Annotated in this window: 24 protein-coding genes and 1 riboswitch; of the genes, 19 read left to right on the top strand and 5 right to left on the bottom strand. The window is 46.2% G+C overall.

From position 1 onward, the window contains the following. Positions 1-80: 80 nt before the first annotated feature. A complete protein-coding gene (locus tag BTA30_RS08175; protein ID WP_076760748.1) occupies positions 81-923 on the bottom strand; it encodes an oxidoreductase in 843 nt (280 codons plus the stop codon). A 159-nt stretch (positions 924-1,082) separates the two neighbouring features. On the opposite strand from BTA30_RS08175, the gene BTA30_RS08170 reads away from it, so the two are divergent. From BTA30_RS08170 to BTA30_RS08160, 3 genes are all read left to right on the top strand, one after another. Continuing rightward, positions 1,083-2,240, top strand: a complete 1,158-nt coding sequence (locus BTA30_RS08170) for a D-alanyl-D-alanine carboxypeptidase family protein (RefSeq protein WP_076760747.1) — start codon at positions 1,083-1,085, stop codon at positions 2,238-2,240. Between the two features lie 107 nt (positions 2,241-2,347). Then, on the top strand, positions 2,348-4,132 hold the full coding sequence (locus BTA30_RS08165; protein ID WP_076760746.1) for a M3 family oligoendopeptidase: 1,785 nt from the start codon (positions 2,348-2,350) through the stop codon (positions 4,130-4,132). 82 nt (positions 4,133-4,214) lie between these two features. Further along, complete coding sequence (locus tag BTA30_RS08160) at positions 4,215-4,664, top strand: YusW family protein (RefSeq protein WP_076760745.1); 450 nt, start codon at positions 4,215-4,217, stop codon at positions 4,662-4,664. Between the two features lie 63 nt (positions 4,665-4,727). Here BTA30_RS08160 and BTA30_RS08155 read toward each other — a convergent pair whose 3' ends face one another. Then, complete coding sequence (locus BTA30_RS08155) at positions 4,728-5,705, bottom strand: ABC transporter substrate-binding protein (RefSeq protein ID WP_076760744.1); 978 nt, start codon at positions 5,703-5,705, stop codon at positions 4,728-4,730. Between the two features lie 153 nt (positions 5,706-5,858). Here BTA30_RS08155 and BTA30_RS08150 point away from each other — a divergent pair, with 153 nt between their 5' ends. Genes BTA30_RS08150 through BTA30_RS08130 form a run of 5 tightly spaced genes read left to right on the top strand, consistent with a single transcriptional unit; the run spans position 5,859 to position 9,733 of the window. Next, complete coding sequence (locus BTA30_RS08150) at positions 5,859-6,860, top strand: FecCD family ABC transporter permease (protein ID WP_076760743.1); 1,002 nt, start codon at positions 5,859-5,861, stop codon at positions 6,858-6,860. 20 nt (positions 6,861-6,880) lie between these two features. After that, a complete protein-coding gene (locus tag BTA30_RS08145; protein ID WP_239693714.1) occupies positions 6,881-7,912 on the top strand; it encodes a FecCD family ABC transporter permease in 1,032 nt (343 codons plus the stop codon). A 17-nt stretch (positions 7,913-7,929) separates the two neighbouring features. Continuing rightward, complete coding sequence (locus BTA30_RS08140) at positions 7,930-8,748, top strand: ABC transporter ATP-binding protein (protein WP_076760741.1); 819 nt, start codon at positions 7,930-7,932, stop codon at positions 8,746-8,748. Beyond that, entirely contained in the window at positions 8,741-9,490 is a 750-nt protein-coding gene (locus BTA30_RS08135) for an IucA/IucC family C-terminal-domain containing protein (RefSeq protein WP_076760740.1), read from the top strand. The genes BTA30_RS08140 and BTA30_RS08135 overlap by 8 nt, the downstream gene beginning before the upstream one ends. Further along, entirely contained in the window at positions 9,491-9,733 is a 243-nt protein-coding gene (locus BTA30_RS08130; RefSeq protein WP_076760739.1) for a YusU family protein, read from the top strand. Between the two features lie 35 nt (positions 9,734-9,768). On the opposite strand, the gene BTA30_RS08125 is transcribed toward BTA30_RS08130, so the two are convergent. The 3 genes from BTA30_RS08125 to BTA30_RS08115 form a co-directional block, all read right to left on the bottom strand. After that, positions 9,769-10,110: a spore coat protein gene (locus BTA30_RS08125; RefSeq protein WP_076760738.1), complete on the bottom strand. Its 342-nt coding sequence runs from the start codon at positions 10,108-10,110 to the stop codon at positions 9,769-9,771. Positions 10,111-10,122: 12 nt separating this feature from the next. Next, a complete protein-coding gene (locus BTA30_RS08120) occupies positions 10,123-10,374 on the bottom strand; it encodes a hypothetical protein (RefSeq protein WP_076760737.1) in 252 nt (83 codons plus the stop codon). 73 nt (positions 10,375-10,447) lie between these two features. After that, positions 10,448-10,609 (bottom strand): YuzL family protein, encoded by a 162-nt coding sequence (locus BTA30_RS08115; protein WP_076760736.1) that lies wholly within the window; start codon positions 10,607-10,609, stop codon positions 10,448-10,450. Positions 10,610-10,831: 222 nt separating this feature from the next. On the opposite strand from BTA30_RS08115, the gene BTA30_RS08110 reads away from it, so the two are divergent. The 11 genes from BTA30_RS08110 to BTA30_RS08060 all read left to right on the top strand — a co-directional run bounded on the left by BTA30_RS08110 (position 10,832) and on the right by BTA30_RS08060 (position 20,764). Then, entirely contained in the window at positions 10,832-13,222 is a 2,391-nt protein-coding gene (locus BTA30_RS08110; RefSeq protein ID WP_076760735.1) for a 3-hydroxyacyl-CoA dehydrogenase/enoyl-CoA hydratase family protein, read from the top strand. An 11-nt stretch (positions 13,223-13,233) separates the two neighbouring features. Then, positions 13,234-14,409, top strand: a complete 1,176-nt coding sequence (locus BTA30_RS08105) for an acetyl-CoA C-acetyltransferase (RefSeq protein WP_076760734.1) — start codon at positions 13,234-13,236, stop codon at positions 14,407-14,409. A 17-nt stretch (positions 14,410-14,426) separates the two neighbouring features. Then, on the top strand, positions 14,427-16,211 hold the full coding sequence (locus tag BTA30_RS08100) for an acyl-CoA dehydrogenase FadE (RefSeq protein WP_076760733.1): 1,785 nt from the start codon (positions 14,427-14,429) through the stop codon (positions 16,209-16,211). Positions 16,212-16,327: 116 nt separating this feature from the next. Continuing rightward, the gene (locus BTA30_RS08095; protein ID WP_076760732.1) at positions 16,328-16,684 is read left to right on the top strand and encodes an arsenate reductase family protein; all 357 of its coding nucleotides are present in this window, start codon (positions 16,328-16,330) and stop codon (positions 16,682-16,684) included. 61 nt (positions 16,685-16,745) lie between these two features. Continuing rightward, positions 16,746-17,129 carry a glycine cleavage system protein GcvH gene (gene gcvH / locus BTA30_RS08090; RefSeq protein ID WP_076760731.1) on the top strand — a complete coding sequence of 128 codons (384 nt, stop codon included), beginning with the start codon at positions 16,746-16,748 and terminating at the stop codon, positions 17,127-17,129. 54 nt (positions 17,130-17,183) lie between these two features. Further along, a complete protein-coding gene (locus tag BTA30_RS08085) occupies positions 17,184-17,420 on the top strand; it encodes a YusG family protein (protein WP_076760730.1) in 237 nt (78 codons plus the stop codon). Positions 17,421-17,490: 70 nt separating this feature from the next. Then, entirely contained in the window at positions 17,491-17,832 is a 342-nt protein-coding gene (locus BTA30_RS08080; RefSeq protein ID WP_076760729.1) for a toprim domain-containing protein, read from the top strand. A gap of 29 nt (positions 17,833-17,861) precedes the next feature. Then, positions 17,862-18,170, top strand: coding sequence for a thioredoxin family protein (locus BTA30_RS08075; RefSeq protein ID WP_076760728.1), 309 nt, complete (start codon positions 17,862-17,864; stop codon positions 18,168-18,170). A gap of 120 nt (positions 18,171-18,290) precedes the next feature. Then, complete coding sequence (locus BTA30_RS08070; protein WP_076760727.1) at positions 18,291-18,638, top strand: SCP2 sterol-binding domain-containing protein; 348 nt, start codon at positions 18,291-18,293, stop codon at positions 18,636-18,638. A 201-nt stretch (positions 18,639-18,839) separates the two neighbouring features. Beyond that, a riboswitch (SAM riboswitch) is annotated at positions 18,840-18,947 on the top strand. Positions 18,948-19,077: 130 nt separating this feature from the next. Then, positions 19,078-20,103: a methionine ABC transporter ATP-binding protein MetN gene (gene metN, locus BTA30_RS08065; RefSeq protein WP_076760937.1), complete on the top strand. Its 1,026-nt coding sequence runs from the start codon at positions 19,078-19,080 to the stop codon at positions 20,101-20,103. Further along, on the top strand, positions 20,096-20,764 hold the full coding sequence (locus BTA30_RS08060; protein ID WP_076760726.1) for a methionine ABC transporter permease: 669 nt from the start codon (positions 20,096-20,098) through the stop codon (positions 20,762-20,764). Before metN ends, BTA30_RS08060 begins: the two co-directional genes overlap by 8 nt. The last annotated feature ends 7 nt before the right edge of the window (positions 20,765-20,771 follow it).

The raw sequence follows: 20,771 nt of genomic DNA, 5'->3' as shown, positions 1-20,771 counted from the left end.
TGTGTTTTTTCATTTGTTAATTATATTATAACAAATATAAAGTTAAAATCAATACTAAATTATAATTATTTTAAATAACCTTATTTAAACAGATTTTTTGTGACCGCCCATTCCCAAAACCGCCATGGCAGGATGGCGTGGCAGAAGATCAGCAGGCGGACGCCTTTGCCGATCGGATAGCGCAGCCTTTTAAGCCGCTTTTTTGCTGCAAGGTGAAAGATCAGCTCTGCCACGTCTTCAGGGTCTCCATCGTTTTTGCGGTTTGCCGCAATGTAGGCGGAAATCCGTTCAAAATATGTGCTGTACCGAGAGCCGGCTTCAGGCGCGGCGACCTGATTTGCAAACGACGTTTCCCAAATCGCCGTCTTGTAAGAGCCCGGCTGGACAACGGCGACATCGATTCCGAACGGGCGAAGCTCCAGGCGGAGACTTTCTGAAAAACCTTCGACCGCATGTTTGGAAGAGGCATAAGGTGAAAATGCCGGAAAAGCGATTTGTCCGCTGATGCTGCTGATATTGATGATTTTGGAGCCTCCGTTTTTCTTCATATATGGAAGAACGGCTTTAGTGACGGCGATTAAACCGAACAGGTTGGTTTCATACTGTTTTCTGTAATCATCAAGAGAAAGCTCCTCTACAAAACCTCCGTAAGCCGTTCCTGCATTATTGACGAGAAGATCGACGGTTCCGTATTGCTTCAGCTTTTCAGAGAATGATGAAATGGATGGCTCTTTTGTGACGTCCAGTTCCGTGACGGCAATCGAAGATTCCGCCGAAAGCTCCGCTATTCGTTTTCGCAACATCTCCGCTTTTTCAGGATGCCTCGCTGCCGCAATCACAAAATGGGTGCTGGTGAGTCTTAAAGCGGTCAATAAACCAAATCCGCTAGTGGATCCAGTGACGATTGCGATTTTCCTTTTCAAATGGGTGTCCTCCGTTCAATCATTTGGCTTGTCGACAAATAATCCTTGTCAGGTGATATGTGTAATTGATAGAATTTAGAAAGTGCTAAAAGACCTATTTTTGAAAAACTTGCAGATTTAATTAACAATCGGCAGCTTTACCGAAGGCAGGGTGACACGATGAATGCTAAGCTATCCCTCCTGTTCAGTATTGTACTATGTTTGACGATGTTTTTTCATAGTTCGGCAAAAGCAGGAGAAAAAAATAAACCAGATATGAAAAGCGTTTCCGCGATATTGATCGATGCGAAGTCAGGACAGGTCATTTATGAAAAAAACAGCCGCAAAAAAATGTATCCTGCCAGCATTACGAAAATTGCTACGGCGATTTACGCGATTGAAAAGGGACATTTAAAAGATGATGTGAAGGTCAGCAAAAGAGCCGCTGATACGGAAGGGACAAGCGTTTATTTGGAAGAAGGGGAAATCGTTCCATTAAAACGCCTTCTTCAAGGCCTTTTAATGAATTCCGGAAACGACGCAGGAACGGCGATTGCTGAACATTTGAGCGGCAGTGTAAAACAATTTGCGGACGACTTGAACGCGTTTGTCGCCGAGCGTGCAGGAGCTAGAGACACTCATTTTACGAATCCCCACGGGCTATTTGACAAGGAGCATTACACAACGTCCGCCGACATGGCGAAAATCACGCAATATGCCATGGGCAACAAGACTTTTCGCAAGCTTTTCTCACAGAAGCAAACGGCCTGGCACGGCCAGACATGGGACACGATCTTGAAAAACCACCACCGGATGCTGACGGGGGAGATTCCTTATCAAGGAATAACCGGCGGCAAAAACGGTTTCGTGAACGAGTCAAAGCACACCCTTGTAACGACAGCGGCGCGGGACCGACTCAATTTGATCGCCGTTGTTATGAAGGCAGATAATCAAAATATGATGTACAGGGATACAGAAGCGCTTTTGGATGAAGGATTCAACGGTTTTGAGACCGCTGCTTACGAAAAGGGCAGTCAGTTTACAGCAAAAGACGGAACAAGTCTTAAACTGAAAAATCCTTTATTTGTCACAAAAAAGAAAGGCGAAGTGCTGAGTGAATGGGTGGATAGCGACGGAATGCTGCAAATTAAAGGGGAAGACGGCAGACTGCTTCAGTCTCTGCAGATCGCTGAACAGCCTGGAAATGACGGATTAACGGCCGGAGAGGCGGCAGTTCAAGGAGATCACCAGAATAAAAGCGGGCTTTTCTTATTCGTCTTTGGCCTGCTTGGATTGGCGACTGCAAGCTATGCTGTAAAGCGGCTGCGTCAGCTGTAGGAAATACAAAAAGTGTGCCGGTTCATCATCCGGCCGCTTATTTTTTTACCCTGAAAAGGTAAAATTATCTTATAATGGAAACGTGACAAAAAAAGGGGGGAGATCAGGTGGCATATCATCATCTCAAGGATACGTGGGATCTGGACGTTTTTTTTAAAGGCGGGAGCGACTCAGCGGCTTTTCGGAATCATTTAAAAGAGATCAAAACGATGCTTGTTTCTTTTAAAGAAAAGGCTGATGATCTTCGTGTATCAAAAACGGACCTGAGCGGACTGAAAGAGGCGCTTGCGCTTTTTGAAAAAATCGATGTTAAAATCCGGGAGTCGAACGCGTATGTCGGCTGTCTGCAAGCACAGGACACGACAGATTTAAAGGCGAACGCCCTCAATTTTGAAGTAACCCAGCTCATGTCAGATTTTCAAAAGGTCTTGGTCGTTTTAGACGGCGAGCTTGCTAAAGTGTCGAATGAGGGCTGGGAAACGATTCTGAAAGACGAAGAGATGTCAGAAATCGCCTATGTTTTAAATGAAAGAAGAACACGGGTGACAGAAAAGCTTGGAGCCGAGCAGGAAACACTGATCCAAGGGCTGTCTGTCGATGGATATCATGCATGGGGGGATCTGTACAACAGCATCATCAATCAGATCCAGATTCCTTATGAAGAAGATGGGGAAACGAAAATCCTCTCAGTCGGACAGGCGCAGAATCTGACTTCAAAGCCTGATCGGAACATCCGCCGTTCCGTTTTTAAAAATCTAGACCATGCATGGGTGCAGCACGCAGATTTGCTAAGCAGCACGCTGAATCATCTGGCGGGCTTCAGATTAAACGTGTACAAGGCCAGGGGCTGGGACAATGTGCTGAAAGAGCCGCTTGATATCAATCGGATGAAGCAGGAAACCCTTGATGTGATGTGGGAAGTCATTAACGACCATAAACAGCCGTTTGCAGACTATCTCTCGCGAAAAGCATCACTGCTTGGCTTGGAACGTTTGAGCTGGTATGATGTCGACGTTCCGGTCGGCTCGGCTGCAAAGGAATATTCATATGATGAAGCAGCCGGTTTTATCACAGACCAATTTGATACATTCGGGAAAAAGCTTTCTGCCTTTACGGAGAAGGCGTTCAGAGACAGATGGATTGAGGCGGAAAACAGGAGCGGCAAACGGCCCGGCGGCTTTTGCGCCAATTTTCCGGACAGCGGTCAATCGAGAATATTTATGACATTCGCCGGGAGTCCGTCGAACGTATCAACCCTTGCCCATGAGCTTGGCCACGCCTTTCATCAAGAGGCGATCCTTGACGAAAGACCGTTGAACAGAGCGTATGCAATGAATGTGGCGGAAACGGCCTCGACATTTGCGGAAATGATCGCAGCAGACGCCGCTTTAAAGCAGGCTGATTCAGATGATGAAAAGCTCGTTCTCCTGGAAGATAAAGTGCAGCGAAGCGTCGCCTTCTTTATGAATATCCATGCAAGGTTTTTATTTGAGACCCGCTTCTATGCTGAACGCAAAAACGGCGTCGTCTCTGTCAGCAGACTGAATGAGCTGATGGAAGAAGCCCAAAAAGAAGCGTTTTGCGGAGCGCTGGGCGAGTATCATCCCTATTTCTGGGCATCCAAACTTCACTTTTACATTACGTCTGTGCCGTTTTACAATTTCCCTTACACGTTTGGCTACCTGTTTTCGCTCGGCATTTATGCGAAAGCCTTGAAAGAAGGGCGTGCATTTGAAGAAAAGTATATCGCGCTTTTAAAAGATACAGCTTCCATGACCGTTGAAGAGCTGGCGATGAAGCATCTTGGCGCAGATTTGACAAAGCGGGATTTCTGGGAAGAAGCAATTCAGCTGGCCGTCCGGGATGCGGAAGCATTTTTAGCGCTGACATAAAAAGAGCCTTGCCGCTTATTTGAATGAGTTTCAGCAAAGGTGGACATAGCTAAGAATAATGTGCATATAGGAGATGAACTGTATGAACTTATTTCGGATCGCCTGTTTTGCTGTGCTCATCATCTTGATGAACGGCTGTCAGACGGCAGCGGAAGAGCATGCAGAAGGCAAGGAAGCGGCCGCTGAAGGTGCACCTGTTTCAGATGTGAAAGACGTACCTTATGATGTGTTTGCTTTAAAAGTGAACTATGGGAACGGAAAGCATAATATGTTCGCAGCGAAGTATTCCAGGCAGGAGCGGGAAGAAGCTGAAATCAAAGACAAGCTGAACGGCGCTGACCGCGAAGGGGAAGAAGCGTTAAACGAAATGAAAATGGTACTGACCGAGCTTTCCATCGCTACATCCGATTCAGAGTCAGCGGTCATCCGCAATGTGCTGGAGGCTTTTAATCTGGACGAAAGGTATGACCAATTTCAGCTTCAGGTGAAATGGCCGGACGGGACATCAAAAGTATATACGGGAAAATCATAAAGGAGCATTTCCACCTGGGAAATGCTCCTTTTGCAGCCTGGATAGAAAATCCTGACGACAAGCTTACGATTTTAAAAAGTATTTTTCAATGTCATCGAGGAACAGGTAAGCCGCTTTTACGCCGCCGGCCGTCGTCCAGATGGCATCATCGACTTCATGCGCGTTTCCGGATTTTACAGCGATCAGCTTTTTCCAAAGCGGATCGCTGGTCCAATCGTTTTGCCATGTTTCAGCGTCTTTTTTGCTTTCGGAAGGTTTATATGTGAAATAAAACAGGACATCGCCATCCATCTCAGGAATCGATTCTTTGTTTTCCGTCATAAAAGCAAATTTATCGTCTTGTTTCTCAAACAGCTTGTCCTGCTTTTCGGGATATTTAAAGCCAAGCTGCTGCAAAATAATCCCTGAGAATGAATCTTTATAATAAATCCTTGATTGGCCGGCCATAAATCTGACAACCGACACCCGTTTCTCTTTCTGGTCGCCGAGCTTATCGCTTAGATCGCCGACTTTTTTATCGAAATCTTCTAAAATTTCTTTCCCTTTTTCTTCTTTGTTTACCGCTTTTGCATAGAGAGAAAAGTTGTCTTTCCATTCGCCGCGGAGCGTTTCAGAGAAGACAGTCGGAGCGATTTTTTCCAGCTTGTCATAAATCTTTTCATGCCTCATTTTATTGCCGATGATCAAATCAGGCTTCAGTTCGGCAATCGCCTCAATATTCGGTTCGCCTTCAAGGCCGATTTCTTTAACGTCTTTCATCTCATCTTTAATATGATGATACCAAGGATCGCCTGTCCAAGATTTGACTGCGCCCACCGGTTTAATGCCAAGTTCCAACAGAGCTTCTGTTCCTTCATTTGTCAGGACGACTACCCTTTTTGGATCAGCCGGTGCCTGATCCTCTGTACCCATTGCATGCTTAACGGTTATTGTATCTTTATTTCCTTCACTGTCTGAAGTGTTTTCTTTGCCGCCGCTGCAGGCCGTAAGAATTGAAATCGCTAACAAAGCGATGAATCCAGCCATTGACCATTTCTTCATGCTTGTCCTCCTTAGCAGTAGTAAGTCATTCATCATGATCATAATTTTCGATTGGAATTTTGTCAATTGTTAATTGAAAATGATTTTCAAGATCAGTGTTATCTGATACAATAACCATTAGATGTTTTAGTCAAACTAGGAGAATTTTAATTTATGCTCTTAAGAACGAATAAATATAGAACAATCGCACTACTGGCTTTTATTTTGATTCTTATTGCCGCCGTTTGCGCCAGCGTCGTATACGGTTACACGAATACGTCTTGGACGATGGCCTATCAGGCGTTTACCGATTTCAGCGGCTCTAACGAACACCTTGTGCTGAAAAATGTGCGTTTGCCGCGGGCATTGATTGCTGCCACTGTCGGCGCTTCGCTCGGGGTTGCAGGGGCTTTGATGCAGGCGATGACGAAAAACCCCTTGGCGTCTCCCGGTATATTCGGCGTAAATGCGGGAGCCGGATTCTTTGTTGTCGGTGCACTGTTTTTCTTTAATGTCGGCACGCTTCAGGCGATCGCATGGATCTCATTTTTTGGCGCTGCATTTGCTGCGTTGGTCGTCTATTTTGTCGGTTCCCTTGGCAGAGAAGGGCTGACTCCGGTAAAGCTGACCCTTGCGGGGGCGGCGATGTCCGCTCTGTTTTCATCGCTGACACAGGGGATGCTTTCCGTTAATGAGGCGGCGCTTGAACAGGCGTTATTTTGGCTCGCAGGCTCTGTACAAGGGCGCGACCTCAGCCTTTTAATCTCGGTCCTCCCATATATCGTACCGGCATTTATGATCAGCTTTCTATTGAGTCCCAAAATCAATGTATTGACGATGGGAGAAGATGTGGCCAAAAGCCTTGGCCAGAAAACATGGCTGATCAAAGCGCTGATGGCGCTGTCGATTATCTTGCTTGCCGGAGGCTCTGTCGCTGTTGCCGGACCGATTGGTTTTATCGGCATTGTCATCCCGCATTTTGCAAAATTTATCGTCGGCAATGACCATCGCTGGATTCTTCCGTTTTGCGCCGTATTGGGCGCGATTTTGCTCGTCACCGCTGATATCGGAGCAAGGTACCTGATCATGCCTGAAGAAGTGCCGGTCGGCGTCATGACAGCCATTATCGGAACACCCATTTTTGTGTATATTGCGAGAAGGGGGTTCCAGAATTGAAGAACTATCGCATACTGAGGATTGGAAAAGGCAGCATTTCATTTTTAATTGGGAGAAAAGCGCTGTTTTCGCTCATCATCTTATTGCTGTTGACAGCGTGTGCCATTGTGCTCAGCGCGGGGATCGGCGAGCGTTTTATTTCTCCGGGGGCCGTCGCGAAAACATTTTTTGGCTTCGGAGATCCGGGGGATGAACTGATCATCATGTCCTTCAGAATGCCGCGGATTTTGGTTGCTTTGTTTGCAGGAATTTGTCTGGCGGCAGCAGGTTCGATCCTTCAAGGTCTGATTCGCAACCCGCTTGCTTCTCCCGACATCATCGGTGTGACAGGCGGAGCATCCGTTGCCGTTGTTTTGTTTTTAATGCTGTTTTCAAATAAAAGCAATGCGCTTACGGTCAGCATCAGCTGGCTCCCTGTCGCCGCATTTATCGGGGCGGCCCTTGCCGGAATGCTCGTTTATTTTCTGTCTTATAAAAACGGCGCTTCGACCTTTCGGCTCGTGTTGATCGGGATCGGATTTTCGATGCTTGCCCAGTCATTGACCACCTTGTTTATGATAAAAGGCCCGATTTACAGAATGTCTCAGGCGAACGTCTGGATTACCGGATCAGTATATGGGTCCAACTGGCAGGATGTGAACATTTTAATACCGGCTGCACTAGTCCTTTTGCTGATTTGCGCAGTCGCTGCCAGAAACATCAACATTCAGACGCTCGGGGAAGAACTCGCGACAGGAGTGGGGAGTTCAGTTCAGCGTAACCGCTTTTTGCTCCTCCTTTTGAGCACGGCTTTTGCCGGAATCGCTGTTGCTTTTTCGGGAACTGTCGGATTTGTCGGTCTGATGGCCCCGCATATCGCAAGAAGGCTTGTCGGCTCGTCATTCGGAGCCCTATTGCCAGTTGCAGCGCTGATCGGAGGCCTATTGGTGCTGATTGCCGATATCATCGGGAGAACGCTCTTTTCTCCTGTTGAAGTGCCCGCAGGCGTGTTTACGGCTGCGATCGGCGCTCCCTACTTTATCTACTTGCTCTATAAAAGCAGAAACCAATAAAAGGAGAGATTTCATTTATGAGTGCCATTTCAACAGAAACGTTAAGCTTAGGTTATGGAGAAACAATCATTATTGACGAGTTAAACTTAACGATCCCAAAAGGTGAAATCACCGTATTTATCGGCAGCAACGGCTGCGGTAAATCGACTCTCCTTCGGTCTCTCGCGCGTTTGATGAAGCCAAAGGGAGGCTCTGTGCTGCTAGAGGGGAGCTCCATTGCCAAGCTTCCGACGAAAGAAGTCGCAAAGGAGCTCGCGATTCTGCCTCAAGGGCCGTCTGCTCCGGAAGGTTTGACCGTTCTCCAACTCGTCAAGCAGGGGAGATACCCTTACCAAAACTGGCTCAAGCAGTGGTCGGCAGAAGATGAAGAGGCTGTAAGCAAGGCATTGAAAGCGACAAGGATGGAAGAGCTCGCGGAGCGCACGGTCGATTCATTGTCTGGCGGCCAGCGCCAGCGCGCCTGGATTGCGATGACGCTTGCACAGGAAACGGATATCATTTTGCTGGATGAACCGACAACATATTTGGATATGACGCACCAAATTGAAATTTTGGACCTGTTGTTTGAATTGAACGAACACGAAAAGCGCACGATTGTGATGGTCCTTCATGATTTGAACCTCGCCTGCCGCTATGCCCATCATCTGGTGGCGATTAAAGATAAGCAGATCTATGCTGAAGGGCGGCCTGAAACGATTATTAACTGCCAGCTTGTACAGGACGTTTTTGAAATGGACTGTGAAGTGACGAAAGATCCGCTTTTTGGCACACCTCACTGCATTCCGTACGGGAGAGGAAGATGTATCGTGCAGCAGGTGGCTGAGTCACATGCTTAATTTAAAGAAAGAGGAGCTCGAGTCATTGCTTCGTTTTCGTCTCGGAACGAAGCAGACCGGCTCCTTATTATCTGTTAAAGGAAGCATGCTTTTGAATGAGGATTTTTTGAGAAGCTATGTGCAAGATATTAAAGACCGGCTGAACGCCCCGAATCAAAAAGTCGCGGCTTCAATGATGATAAAGCGCTGCGGCATGCTTGCAGTAATGCATTTCTACCTGTTTACCGTTTACGGAAAACGCTTACCGAGAAGCCCGGCCTCCATGTCGTGGGAAATTGAAGGCGATGATGAAGGGTGGGCGCCTTTGTTTTATTTTGCGGAGGGAGCTGAGCCGGTAGAAGGAAACCGCAGGGAAGCGCTTGAACAATTAACGGAAGACATCTTCAGGAATCATGTCGGCCGACTGATCGCTGCCTGCCGCAGGGCTTGTTCGGTTTCTAAGCAGATTCTCTGGGAAAACATTGCGGTTTATCTGTTTTGGATGTATGAAACACTTCAGACGGAGATGACGGATTTAAAGCTGAGAGAACAGGCTGCGCAAGATTTTCATTTTCTGCTATATGAAGCACAGCCCGGCCTTTTTGAAGAGGCCGCTGACGAAAACCCGCTCGGAAGGTTTTACCCCGGTCATGATGCAGACGATCGGATACGGGCTACTTGCTGCTTGTATTATGTTACAGACCAACACGGTGTCACATGCAGCACATGCCCGAGAAAAAAGCGGAAAGAAAGGGTGTCATGAGTGCAAAAACTTCAGCAGCAGCTGGACGGCCTGGTTGAAAAATATACAGAGCTGCTTTTGGGTGAAACGAATGAAGAGCTGAAAGAACAGGTGAAAATGTGGATCATCTATAACCATATCGCCAAAAGCATGCCGCCGCTCGCCAAGCATTGGAATGGAACATATCCAGATGCAAAACAGGACATCAAAGAAGTGATTCAAAACATTAAAAAAATGAATGAAGCCAACCGCGCGCAAAAATAAGCAGAGATTCGGAGCAATCTCTGCTTATTTTCGGTTTATTGATTTTGTTGATAAGGTGACTGGCTTTGAAGTGTAGATTGAAACTGCTGGTATGTCTGCTGGATTTTCTGAGCATCCTCGGCCTCCACTTTGTACCAGCCGTTTTGAAACATGACTTGATACAGCCTGCGCTGGCTGTTTTGCGCTTCATTAAACAGAGGCTGAATCGCCTGGTAAAGCGAATCATGGCTCAATTCATTCAGTGCCGTAGAATATGAGGACGTGATATATTTTTCGGTTGTCAATATCTCATTGACAAAATCCCTGTCATTCATCGCGCTCGTATTTGGCACAGGTGTTTCCTGATTGCCGATTTTCTGCTGGTTTTGCTGATTCATTATTTGCTCCTCCTATTGCATGTATGCTGACGGGTTTTGGTTTTGATTCTGATTGAGCTGCTCCATGATCACATTGTAGTGATGATGATGCATTTGTCCGACGCGGTCAAGCTCTGTTTTAAGCGATTGATCCTGGCACTGCTCTGCCAAAAAGTGCGCTTTTTTCATCGCAAGCAAATTCCAGTGCAGCATATCCTGCAAATATAGATGATCTTTTGTTGAAATGACGGGCGGCGGGGTTGTCATTCCCTGTTGATTCTGCATGCTGGCGCCTCCTTTGGATTTTTATTTTTATCCTTCTTAAAGTAACGAAAATCTATACCCGCTTTTTAATGTTTTAGTGATGATCAGGACCGCCCATATTATGTTTTTTGTACTGCTGGTTCTGGCTAGTCCTTTTGCCGCCCGCATCTTCCTTCTTATAGTCCGGGCCTGCATTTCCTTTCATGCTTGCAGCGCTGACTGCGGCTGAAGACGGATTTTTTCTTTCGCGTACCATGCCTTCACCTCCTCTATATAGGTTTGTCCCAAAAGCTGTGAAACATGTAATATGTGAAAATGAGCAAGCAGACCTCAGGCCGATAAAAAAATTCAGAAATTTTGCATCAAGGCTATTGAACTCATTTCCAAAATCTTTTAAGATGAAAGAAGATAGAAGAGTTTTTATTTTTTTGGAGTAAAAATGAATGAGTATTCATTCAAAGGTGAGGGAGGATCATTCATGGTCAAGCATATTCGTAAAGCCGCTGTTTTAGGATCGGGAGTGATGGGATCGGGAATTGCGGCTCATTTAGCCAATATCGGCATTCCGGTTTTATTGCTCGATATGGTTCCGCGTGAATTAACGGAGGAGGAAAAGAAAAAAGGCCGCACTCTGAAAGATCGCGAAGTACGCAACCGGCTGACTCAGACAGCCGTGCAAAAACTGCTGAAGCAAAAGCCGGCCCCGCTGACGTCAAAGAAAAACATCAGCTATATCAGTACAGGGAACATGGAAGATGATTTTGAAAAAATCAGAGATGCCGATTGGATTATTGAAGTTGTTGTTGAGAATTTAGAAATCAAAAAGCAAGTGTTTTCAAAAGTCGATCAGTACAGAAGACAGGGAAGCATCGTCAGCAGCAACACGTCAGGCATTTCCGTCAGGCAAATGGCTGAAGGAAGATCTGCTGATTTTAAAAAGCATTTTTTAGGCACACACTTTTTCAATCCGGCTCGCTATTTAAAACTGCTTGAGGTTATCCCGATTGATGAAACAGATCCTGAAGTGCTCGCCTTTATGAAAAAATTCGGCGAGGACGTGCTCGGCAAAGGGGTAGTTGAAGCGAAAGACACGCCAAACTTTATCGCCAACCGCATCGGCACATACGGACTGCTTGTCACGGTTCAGGAGATGCTGAAAGGCGGATATACGATAGGCGAAGTGGATTCGATTACGGGGCCTCTCATCGGGCGGCCGAAAAGCGCCACCTTCAGAACGCTGGATGTCGTCGGTCTCGACACTTTTTCACATGTTGCCAAAAATGTTTATGACCAAGTGGATGGCGAAGAAAAAAACGTTTTCCGTCTGCCTGAATTTATCGAAAAAATGCTCGAAAAAGGCTGGATCGGCAGCAAAGCAAAACAAGGATTTTATAAAAAAGAAGGAAAAGACATTTTTGAACTTGATCCGATGACAATGACATATGGTGAACGAAAAAAATTAAAGACATCCGGACTTGAAGCGGCCAAGCAAATCAAAGGCTATGGATCAAGAATGAAAGCGCTTATCCATTCGGATGACCGGGCTGGGGCATTGCTCTGGAACATCACGGCGCCCACTCTTATGTATTCCGCAGATCTGACAGGAGAAATCGCCGGCAGCATTGCGGCTGTCGATCAGGCGATGAAATGGGGATTCGGCTGGTCAGACGGCCCGTTTGAAATGTGGGACAGCATCGGTGTTAAAGCTTCGGTTGAAAAGCTTGAAGCCGACGGCTGGAAGGTCGCAGACTGGGTGAAGGAAATGCTCGGGAAAGGATATGAGACGTTTTACATTAAAGAAAACGGAAAAACGTTTTACTATTGTTTCAATAGCGGCGAATACCGGGTGCTGGAAGAAAACAAGAAAAATATTCATCTAGCTTCAATTAAAGAAACAAACGGCGTCATAAAGAAAAACAGCGGTGCAAGTTTAATCGATTTGGGCGATGATGTCGCACTGTTGGAATTTCATTCGAAAAGCAATGCGATCGGCTTTGATATCATCCAAATGCTGAACTTTGCGCTCGAAGAAGTAGATGCCAACTATAAAGGGCTCGTAATCGGCAACCAAGGCAAAAATTTCTGCGTCGGCGCCAACCTTGCGATGATGCTGATGGAAGCCCAGGATGACAACTACATGGAAATTGAGATGATCATCCGTCAATTCCAGCAGACGATGATGAAAGTAAAATACAGTTCTAAACCGGTCATCGCTGCCCCATTCGGCATGACACTCGGAGGGGGAACAGAACTGTGCCTGCCCGCTGCTCGTGTTCAAGCCTCAAGTGAAGCGTATATGGGCCTTGTCGAAACAGGCGTCGGCCTGATTCCGGGAGGCGGGGGCAATAAAGAACTTTATCTGAATCATTTAAAAGGGCTTCCAGAAGGCGTCAACGCCGATATTCAGCAGGCGGCAAACCGTGCGTTTGAAACGATTGCCCTTGCAAAAACATCGACTTCAGCGCATGAAGCAACGGAATTAAATATATTAACCGCACAAGATCAAGTCAGCATGAACCAGGATCACCTGCTGTACGATGCCAAATCACTCGTCCTGACGCTTCACGAAAACGGCTATCGCCCGCCTGTCAAACAGAAGGTTCCGGTTGTCGGTGAAACCGGCTATGCGGCGCTTCTCCTCGGTGCGGAAACATTACACTTGTCCGGCACCATTTCTGAACATGATATGAAAATCGCGAAAAAGCTGGCGTTTGTCATTGCCGGCGGCAGGGTTTCTTACGGCGCGGAAGTAACAGAAGAATATCTGCTCAATTTGGAAAGAGAAGCTTTTCTGAGCCTTATCGGCGAACCGAAATCCCAGGCGAGAATGCAGCATATGCTTGTGAAAGGCAAACCTTTGCGTAATTAGGAGGGAAAAACATGAAAGAAGCAGTCATTGTGTCGGGTGCGAGAACCCCGGTCGGAAAAGCAAAAAAAGGCTCATTGAGGACAGTCCGTCCCGATGACTTAGGCGCATGCGCAGTAAAAGAAACATTAAAAAGAGCGGGCGGCTATGAAGGGAATATCGATGATTTAATTATCGGCTGTGCCACACCGGAGGCCGAACAAGGCCTCAACATGGCCCGGAATATCGGTGCGCTTGCGGGCCTCCCCCATACGGTTCCGGCCGTAACGATAAACAGATACTGTTCATCAGGGCTTCAGTCCATCGCATACGGGGCCGAGAAAATTATGCTCGGCGGAGCGGATACAGTCATTGCCGGCGGTGCCGAATCGATGAGCATCGTGCCGATGATGGGGCATATCGTCAGACCGAATGCGGCACTGGCTGAAACAGCGCCTGAATATTATATGGGAATGGGCCATACGGCTGAACAGGTTGCAGTTAAATATGGCGTTTCAAGGGAAGACCAGGATGCATTTGCTGTCAGCAGCCACCAAAAAGCGGCCAAGGCGATTGCAGAAGGAAAATTTGCGGAGGAAATCGTCCCTGTGGAAGTAACCGTCAGAGAAGTTGATGAAAGCCATCAACTTCAGGAACAGACGTTTACCTTTGCTTGTGATGAAGGCGTACGCGCAGGCACAACCAGGGAAGTTCTTTCTGCTTTAAAGCCGGCGTTTTCGGCAAAAGGTTCGGTCACCGCCGGGAATTCGTCGCAAACGAGTGACGGAGGTGCCGCGGTGATGATCATGGACAGGGAGAAAGCGGATGCGCTGGGGCTTGCACCGCTTGCAAAATTCCGTTCCTTTGCGGTCGGGGGCGTTCCTCCGGAAGTGATGGGCATCGGCCCTGTAGAAGCGGTGCCGCGCGCGCTGAAGATGGCGGGGCTTGAGCTGAAGGATATCGGTTTATTCGAATTAAATGAGGCATTTGCTTCACAGGCCATTCAGGTCATCAGGGCGCTCGGCATTGATGAAGAAAAGGTCAATGTAAACGGCGGAGCGATCGCGCTGGGTCATCCGCTCGGCTGTACGGGCACAAAGCTTACCCTTACACTGATCCACGAAATGCGGCGCAGAAATGAACAATTCGGCGTTGTGACGATGTGCATCGGCGGAGGCATGGGAGCAGCAGGAGTATTTGAATTAGTTTAAATAAAGGGGATGGGATCATGGAACAAACAAAGGATGATATGAAAAAAGGCGGCGCCTTTCTCGTAGAAGATGTGACAGCCGAGCAGATGTTCACACCGGAAGACTTCACTGACGAACATAAAATGATTGCCAAAACGACGGAAGATTATATTACCGGCGATGTTCTTCCGCATATTGATGAGATTGAAGAACACCATTTCGAGCACTCTGTCAGGCTTCTGAAAAAAGCCGGGGAGCTCGGACTCCTCGGCGCCGATATTCCGGAAGAATTTGGCGGGTTCGCCCTTGATAAAATCAGTTCGGCACTCATCACCGAAAAATTTTCAAGAGCGGGCAGTTTTTCTTTATCATACGGCGCTCACGTCGGCATCGGGACGCTGCCGATCGTGTTCTTCGGGACACAGGAACAAAAAGAAAAGTATCTGCCGCCGCTTGCTTCAGGCGAAAAATTTGCCGCATATGCATTAACGGAGGCGGGCTCAGGATCTGATGCGCGGGGAGCAAAAACGACAGCCGTTCTTAATGAAGAGGGGACGCACTATATATTAAACGGAGAAAAGCAATGGATCACAAACTCCGCTTTTGCAGATGTCTTTATCGTATATGCGAAAATAGACGGTGAACATTTTTCGGCATTCATTGTTGAAAAAGATTTTCCGGGCGTTTCGACAGGGCCCGAAGAGAAAAAAATGGGCATTAAAGGCTCCTCAACCCGCACACTCATTTTAGACGAGGTTCAAGTTCCGAAGGAAAACCTTTTAGGTGAGCCAGGAAGGGGCCACATCATTGCGTTTAATATATTAAATATCGGCCGCTACAAGCTGGCCGTCGGAACGATCGGCGCTTCCAAACGGGTGATTGAGCTGTCAGCTGCCTACGCAAATCAGCGCAGACAGTTCAATATGCCGATATCCAAATTCAGCCTAATCGGCGAAAAAATCGCCAACATATCAGCGAAACTCTATGCGATGGAAAGCTCTGTTTATCGGACGGTCGGGCTTTTTGAAGACAAAATGGGCACCTTGAGCGAAGAAGACCAAAAAGACGGGCGGCAGATTGCTAAAGCAATTGCCGAATACGCCATCGAATGTTCGTTAAATAAAGTATTCGGGTCAGAAACGCTTGATTATATTGTTGACGAAGGCGTCCAAATCCACGGCGGCTACGGATTTATGCAGGAATATGAAGTGGAGCGCGCCTACCGCGATTCACGGATTAACCGGATCTTTGAAGGGACAAATGAAATCAACCGCCTCATCGTACCGAGCACATATTTGAAAAAAGCCTTAAAAGGGGAGCTGCCGCTCTTTGAGAAAGCAAAGGCGCTTCAGGAAGAGCTGATGATGCTCATGCCTGAAGAACCGGGCGACGGGGTCTTGGAACAGGAGAAGCATTTGCTGAAAAATGCCAAAAAGATCGCACTGCTGACCGCAGGGCTTGCCGCACAAAAATACGGAAAAGCGATCGACGCAGAACAGGAAATCCTCGTGAACATCGCCGATATTGTCAGCCAAGTTTATGCGATGGAATCAGCCATTTTAAGAACCGAAAAGGCTGTCTCGGCATTTGGCGAAGAAAAAAATGCACAGAAAATCCTGTATACGCAAATTTTCACACAGGAAGCTTTTCAGGAAATTGAAAGCCATGCAAAAGAATCGTTAATTGCGGTGGAATCAGGCGATTCGCTGCGGATGATGCTGTCCGCCCTCCGTAAATTGACACGCTTTACGCCTGTCAATGTCATTGAGAAAAAACGCCAAGCTGCCAAAGGAGTCTTTGAAGCAGAGAAATTCATCGTTTAATGAAAAGGCCCTGCAATTACAGCGGGGCTTTTTAGCTGCCTGATGAAAGCAACGTTTTAGGTTTTTAAAAAGATCTGTGTTAAAATAGCCTCGGATCATTCGAGAGGGGTGAACGCATGGCTCTAGATTTTTATTGGTACCCGAAATGCGGGACTTGCCGAAAAGCGAAAAAGTGGCTTGAAGATCACGGAGTAGAAGTAAACGGGATACATATCGCTGAAGAGCCGCCGAGCAAAGAAAAGCTGAAACAGCTTTTTGAAAACAGCGGACTTGAATTGAAAAAGTTTTTCAATACGAGCGGACAAAAGTACCGCGAACTTGGCTTAAAGGATAAGCTGCAAGACATGTCTGAAGATGAGCAGCTTGAATTGCTGGCTTCCGACGGTATGCTGATCAAACGTCCGATTACAACTGACGGCAGGAAAGTAACCGTCGGTTTTAAAGAAGATCAGTTTAAGACGTACTGGTTATAATGTATGAATATGTGATATCTTCAATGTAGGATGATTTAAAACATTTTATGGAGGGGTTAGCATGAGCACACCAAAAGAATTGCGTTATTCGGAAGAACATGAGTGGGTTAAGACTGAAGGAGACAAAGTCAGGATCGGGATTACTGATTTTGCCCAATCCGAGCTTGGAGACATCGTTTTTGTCGAGCTTCCTGAAGTGGGAGACGAGATTAAAGCGGACGAGCCTTTTGGAAGCGTTGAATCTGTTAAAACCGTTTCAGAATTATACGCCCCGATCAACGGGAAAGTCGTTGAAATAAACGGAGATTTGGAAGACAGCCCTGAATTTGTCAATGAGTCTCCGTATGAGAAGGCATGGATGATTGTCGTTGAACCGGCTGACACTTCAGAAATCGACGGCTTGATGACTGCAGAACAATATGATGAAATGACAAAAGAAGCCTAATTTAGGATAGCAGCCCGTCATTTGGATACTCTATAAAAAGAGGGGGTGTCCAAATTGACGCTGAAAAAAGAGCGGATTGATATAACAGAACATGTGAAGGGCCATTTTAAAGACGGCGGCATGCAGCTGTATCATGAAAATGAACCGATCGGCCGTATGACCGGCATGGATCAATACGAACTGGAATCTGGATACCATTTCCGGGATGGTAAATTTTACAAAATGGCTGATACCACAAGTGCACCCGATGCAAAATATGTAGACTGTGATGACCAGCAAGGCTGGTGTTAAACGGCTCAGGCGGTGAATATTCACTGCCTTTTTTCACAAAAAATCTATTTTTCTCTTAAAGGTGATCCATATGCCAGAAATCGAAAAAGTCATGATCGTCGAGGGGAAATCCGATAAGCTGAAGGTAAAACGTGTCATCAAAGAACCTGTTGACATTATATGCACGAACGGAACGATCAGCCAAACAAAGCTCGATGAATTTGCCGAGAATCTGTATGATAAAGACGTTTACATATTGGTGGATGCCGATGAGTCCGGTGAAAAGCTGCGCCGGAAGCTCAAAAGGGAACTGCCTGAAGCATCCCATTTGTATATTGATAAAGCCTATAAGGAAGTCGCTTCAGCCCCGGATCACCATGTGGCAGAAATCCTCTTTCGGTCAAATATTCGAGTGCAAACAAAATTTTTATGATAAAAAAGTATAGAGGTGCGGTTTAACATATGCAGGAACTTCAAGAACGAGAATTAAAACAGCTTGAGCAAAAGACCTGTCTATTGTATTTATACACCCCTTTTTGCGGGACCTGCCAGCTGGCCGGAAGAATGCTGGAAGTTGTTGACGACATGCTTGCAGATGTTCCTTTCTATAAAAATAATCTCAATTATTCCCCAACATTCGCCAAACAGCATGAAATTGAAAGTGTGCCGTGTTTTATCCTTTATAAGAACGGGCGCATCGTCAAAAAAGAGTATGCTTTTCATTCTGTTTCCCACTTATATGATATGATTAAACAAAATGCTGTTGATTAAGGGTGTTTTTGACATATTTCTCGGGAAATAACCCTCAAAAACTTGTCGAGCAATTCATAAAGGACTCCCGCTGTATGCAGAGAATCTGTAAGTATGACCAATTTACAGGAGGTTATACAGTTGGAGAAAATAGGATTGATAGAAAGAGAGGACCGGTCTCTTTTTTTAAAACCTCTATTATCCACAACGGCTTTGCTGATTACATTTCAAGGTGAAAAAGAAGCTTTTACGTTAGCGATCAATGAACAGGGAGAAATGGAAAAATCAGCCATACCGAAAAATGCTCATTTGACTTTTTTTGGGGAGCAAAGCGAGATTATCGACCTTCTTCATGGAGATATTTCCCTGCAGCAGCTCGTACAGCGCGGCACCGTCAAGGTAAAAGGCTCTTTCAGGGCTTTATTGAAGCTCGAAGCGATTTTATGGCTTACGGACGGTTTCTTCAAAAACAGCGACCTTCATTTATAAAATTCTTAAAATGTTGGAAAAACGACAGATTGACAGTGTTAAGGCAGAACAGTGAGGCGGACATTCAGTTCGCCTCTTTTACCTGTTAATCATATCGGGTAGGCCGTTTGTCTTAAGAAAAGTAGTTGACAACTATTTTTTCGCATGATATCTTAATTTAAGAATTCCGATTATCATAAATTAAAAAATGAATATATGATTCTCTTATCCAGAGAGGTGGAGGGAAGTGCCCTATGAAACCCGGCAACCATCAACATATGTTGAAATGGTGCCAATTCACACGAAGCGTTAAGCTTTGAAAGATGAGAGAAAGGCCAAGACTTTTCAAAAGCCTTTCTGCTCAAGTGTGCAGAAAGGCTTTTTTCATTGATCATCAGGAATTCAGGAAGCATACTTGACTTAGACGTCGAAGAATAGAGCAAGAAAGCAGGTGATGGCTTTGATAAATCTTCAAGGTGTTTCAAAGGTTTATCAGTCAAAGCATGGAGATGTCAATGCTGTCCAGGATGTCACCCTTACGATAAAAAAAGGTGAAATCTTCGGAATTATTGGATATAGCGGAGCTGGAAAAAGCTCCTTAATCCGTCTTTTGAACGGACTTGAACAGCCGACTTCAGGTACAGTTGAAGTCGCGGGCCGAACGATAGGCGAAATCAAAGGAAAAAAGCTGAGGGATGCGAGAAAAGAAATCAGCATGATCTTTCAGCATTTCAACCTTTTATGGTCGAGAACAGTCCGCGACAATATTGCCTTCCCGCTGGAAATTGCCGGCGTCAGCAGGGCAAAACGTTTAAAAAGAGTCGCTGAACTGATTAAGCTCGTCGGTCTTGAAGGAAAAGAGAACGCCTATCCTTCCCAGCTGAGCGGCGGACAGAAGCAGCGCGTCGGGATCGCAAGGGCGCTCGCGAACAATCCGAAAGTTCTCCTTTGTGATGAAGCGACATCAGCGCTTGATCCGCAGACAACTGACTCGATCCTGGGTCTTCTGTCTGATATCAATGAAAGACTCGGACTGACGATCGTCCTGATCACACATGAGATGCATGTCATCAGGAAAATCTGCCACAGAGTGGCCGTCATGGAAAACGGCAGGGTTGTCGAAGAAGGCGATGTATTGAATGTCTTCAGAAAACCGAAGGAAGAAATGACAAGGCGCTTTGTTCAGCAGATAACCGAACCGGAAGAAACGAAGGAAACCTTAAAACAGTTCCTTGAAGAAACGACATCAGGGCGGACGATTAAGCTTGCCTTTGTCGGCGAAGCAGCTGAAACACCGCTGATTACGCAGATCATCCGAAAATTTGATGTTGAAGTCAACATTCTTCAAGGAAAAATCTCGCAAACGCAGGACGGCGCTTATGGTTCATTGTTCATTCATGTAGATGGAGAGCCGCATGAAGTCAATGAAGTGGTTGAATTCATCAAGAGCCGGCAGGTAGAAGCAGAGGTGATCACTAATGTTTGAAAAACTGTTTCCCAATGTAGACATGGAGCAGCTGTGGGAAGCCACATATGAAACGATTTATATGACAGGAATTTCCCTTTTCTTTGCTTTTATCATCGGAGTCATTCTCGGCATGCTGCTGTATTTGACTTCAAAAGGGAATATTTGGCAAAACAGAGCGATTAATGCGGTGATCGCGGCAATCGTCAATGTGTTCAGGTCTATTCCATTTATTATATTGATTATTTTGCTTCTCGGTTTCACAAAGTTTTTAATGAGTACCATTCTGGGGCCGAACGCGGCACTTCCAGCGTTGATTATAGCGTCCGCTCCGTTCTATGCCCGCCTTGTGGAAATCGCTTTGCGTGAAGTCGATAAGGGTGTAATTGAAGCGGCGAAATCAATGGGGGCGAAAACATCAACGATCATTTTCAAAGTGCTCCTGCCTGAATCAATGCCCGCGCTTATTTCGGGCATTACAGTTACAGCGATTGCGCTGATCGGTTCAACCGCCATGGCCGGTGCGATCGGGTCGGGCGGACTCGGCAACCTTGCATATGTAGACGGATTCCAAATGAATAATCCTGATATTATATTAATCGCAACCATTTTCATCTTGGCTATTGTGTTTATCATCCAGTTTATTGGGGATTTGATTACAAATAAATTAGACAAACGTTAGGGAGGAC

Source organism: Bacillus swezeyi, from assembly GCF_001969815.1.
In the GTDB taxonomy this organism is placed as follows: domain Bacteria; phylum Bacillota; class Bacilli; order Bacillales; family Bacillaceae; genus Bacillus; species Bacillus swezeyi.
This window is presented reverse-complemented; position numbering and strand designations above follow the sequence as displayed.

Excerpts from the sequence above, each read along its gene's own strand:
- BTA30_RS08170 (WP_076760747.1), top strand. The coding sequence starts at position 1,083 with ATGAATGCTAAGCTATCCCTCCTGTTCAGTATTGTACTATGTTTGACG.
- BTA30_RS08160 (WP_076760745.1), top strand. The coding sequence starts at position 4,215 with ATGAACTTATTTCGGATCGCCTGTTTTGCTGTGCTCATCATCTTGATG.
- BTA30_RS08155 (WP_076760744.1), bottom strand. The coding sequence starts at position 5,705 with ATGAAGAAATGGTCAATGGCTGGATTCATCGCTTTGTTAGCGATTTCA.
- BTA30_RS08150 (WP_076760743.1), top strand. The coding sequence starts at position 5,859 with ATGCTCTTAAGAACGAATAAATATAGAACAATCGCACTACTGGCTTTT.
- BTA30_RS08140 (WP_076760741.1), top strand. The coding sequence starts at position 7,930 with ATGAGTGCCATTTCAACAGAAACGTTAAGCTTAGGTTATGGAGAAACA.
- BTA30_RS08135 (WP_076760740.1), top strand. The coding sequence starts at position 8,741 with ATGCTTAATTTAAAGAAAGAGGAGCTCGAGTCATTGCTTCGTTTTCGT.
- BTA30_RS08125 (WP_076760738.1), bottom strand. The coding sequence starts at position 10,110 with ATGAATCAGCAAAACCAGCAGAAAATCGGCAATCAGGAAACACCTGTG.
- BTA30_RS08120 (WP_076760737.1), bottom strand. The coding sequence starts at position 10,374 with ATGCAGAATCAACAGGGAATGACAACCCCGCCGCCCGTCATTTCAACA.
- BTA30_RS08115 (WP_076760736.1), bottom strand. The coding sequence starts at position 10,609 with ATGGTACGCGAAAGAAAAAATCCGTCTTCAGCCGCAGTCAGCGCTGCA.
- BTA30_RS08110 (WP_076760735.1), top strand. The coding sequence starts at position 10,832 with ATGGTCAAGCATATTCGTAAAGCCGCTGTTTTAGGATCGGGAGTGATG.
- BTA30_RS08105 (WP_076760734.1), top strand. The coding sequence starts at position 13,234 with ATGAAAGAAGCAGTCATTGTGTCGGGTGCGAGAACCCCGGTCGGAAAA.
- BTA30_RS08100 (WP_076760733.1), top strand. The coding sequence starts at position 14,427 with ATGGAACAAACAAAGGATGATATGAAAAAAGGCGGCGCCTTTCTCGTA.
- BTA30_RS08095 (WP_076760732.1), top strand. The coding sequence starts at position 16,328 with ATGGCTCTAGATTTTTATTGGTACCCGAAATGCGGGACTTGCCGAAAA.
- gcvH (WP_076760731.1), top strand. The coding sequence starts at position 16,746 with ATGAGCACACCAAAAGAATTGCGTTATTCGGAAGAACATGAGTGGGTT.
- BTA30_RS08080 (WP_076760729.1), top strand. The coding sequence starts at position 17,491 with ATGCCAGAAATCGAAAAAGTCATGATCGTCGAGGGGAAATCCGATAAG.
- BTA30_RS08075 (WP_076760728.1), top strand. The coding sequence starts at position 17,862 with ATGCAGGAACTTCAAGAACGAGAATTAAAACAGCTTGAGCAAAAGACC.
- BTA30_RS08060 (WP_076760726.1), top strand. The coding sequence starts at position 20,096 with ATGTTTGAAAAACTGTTTCCCAATGTAGACATGGAGCAGCTGTGGGAA.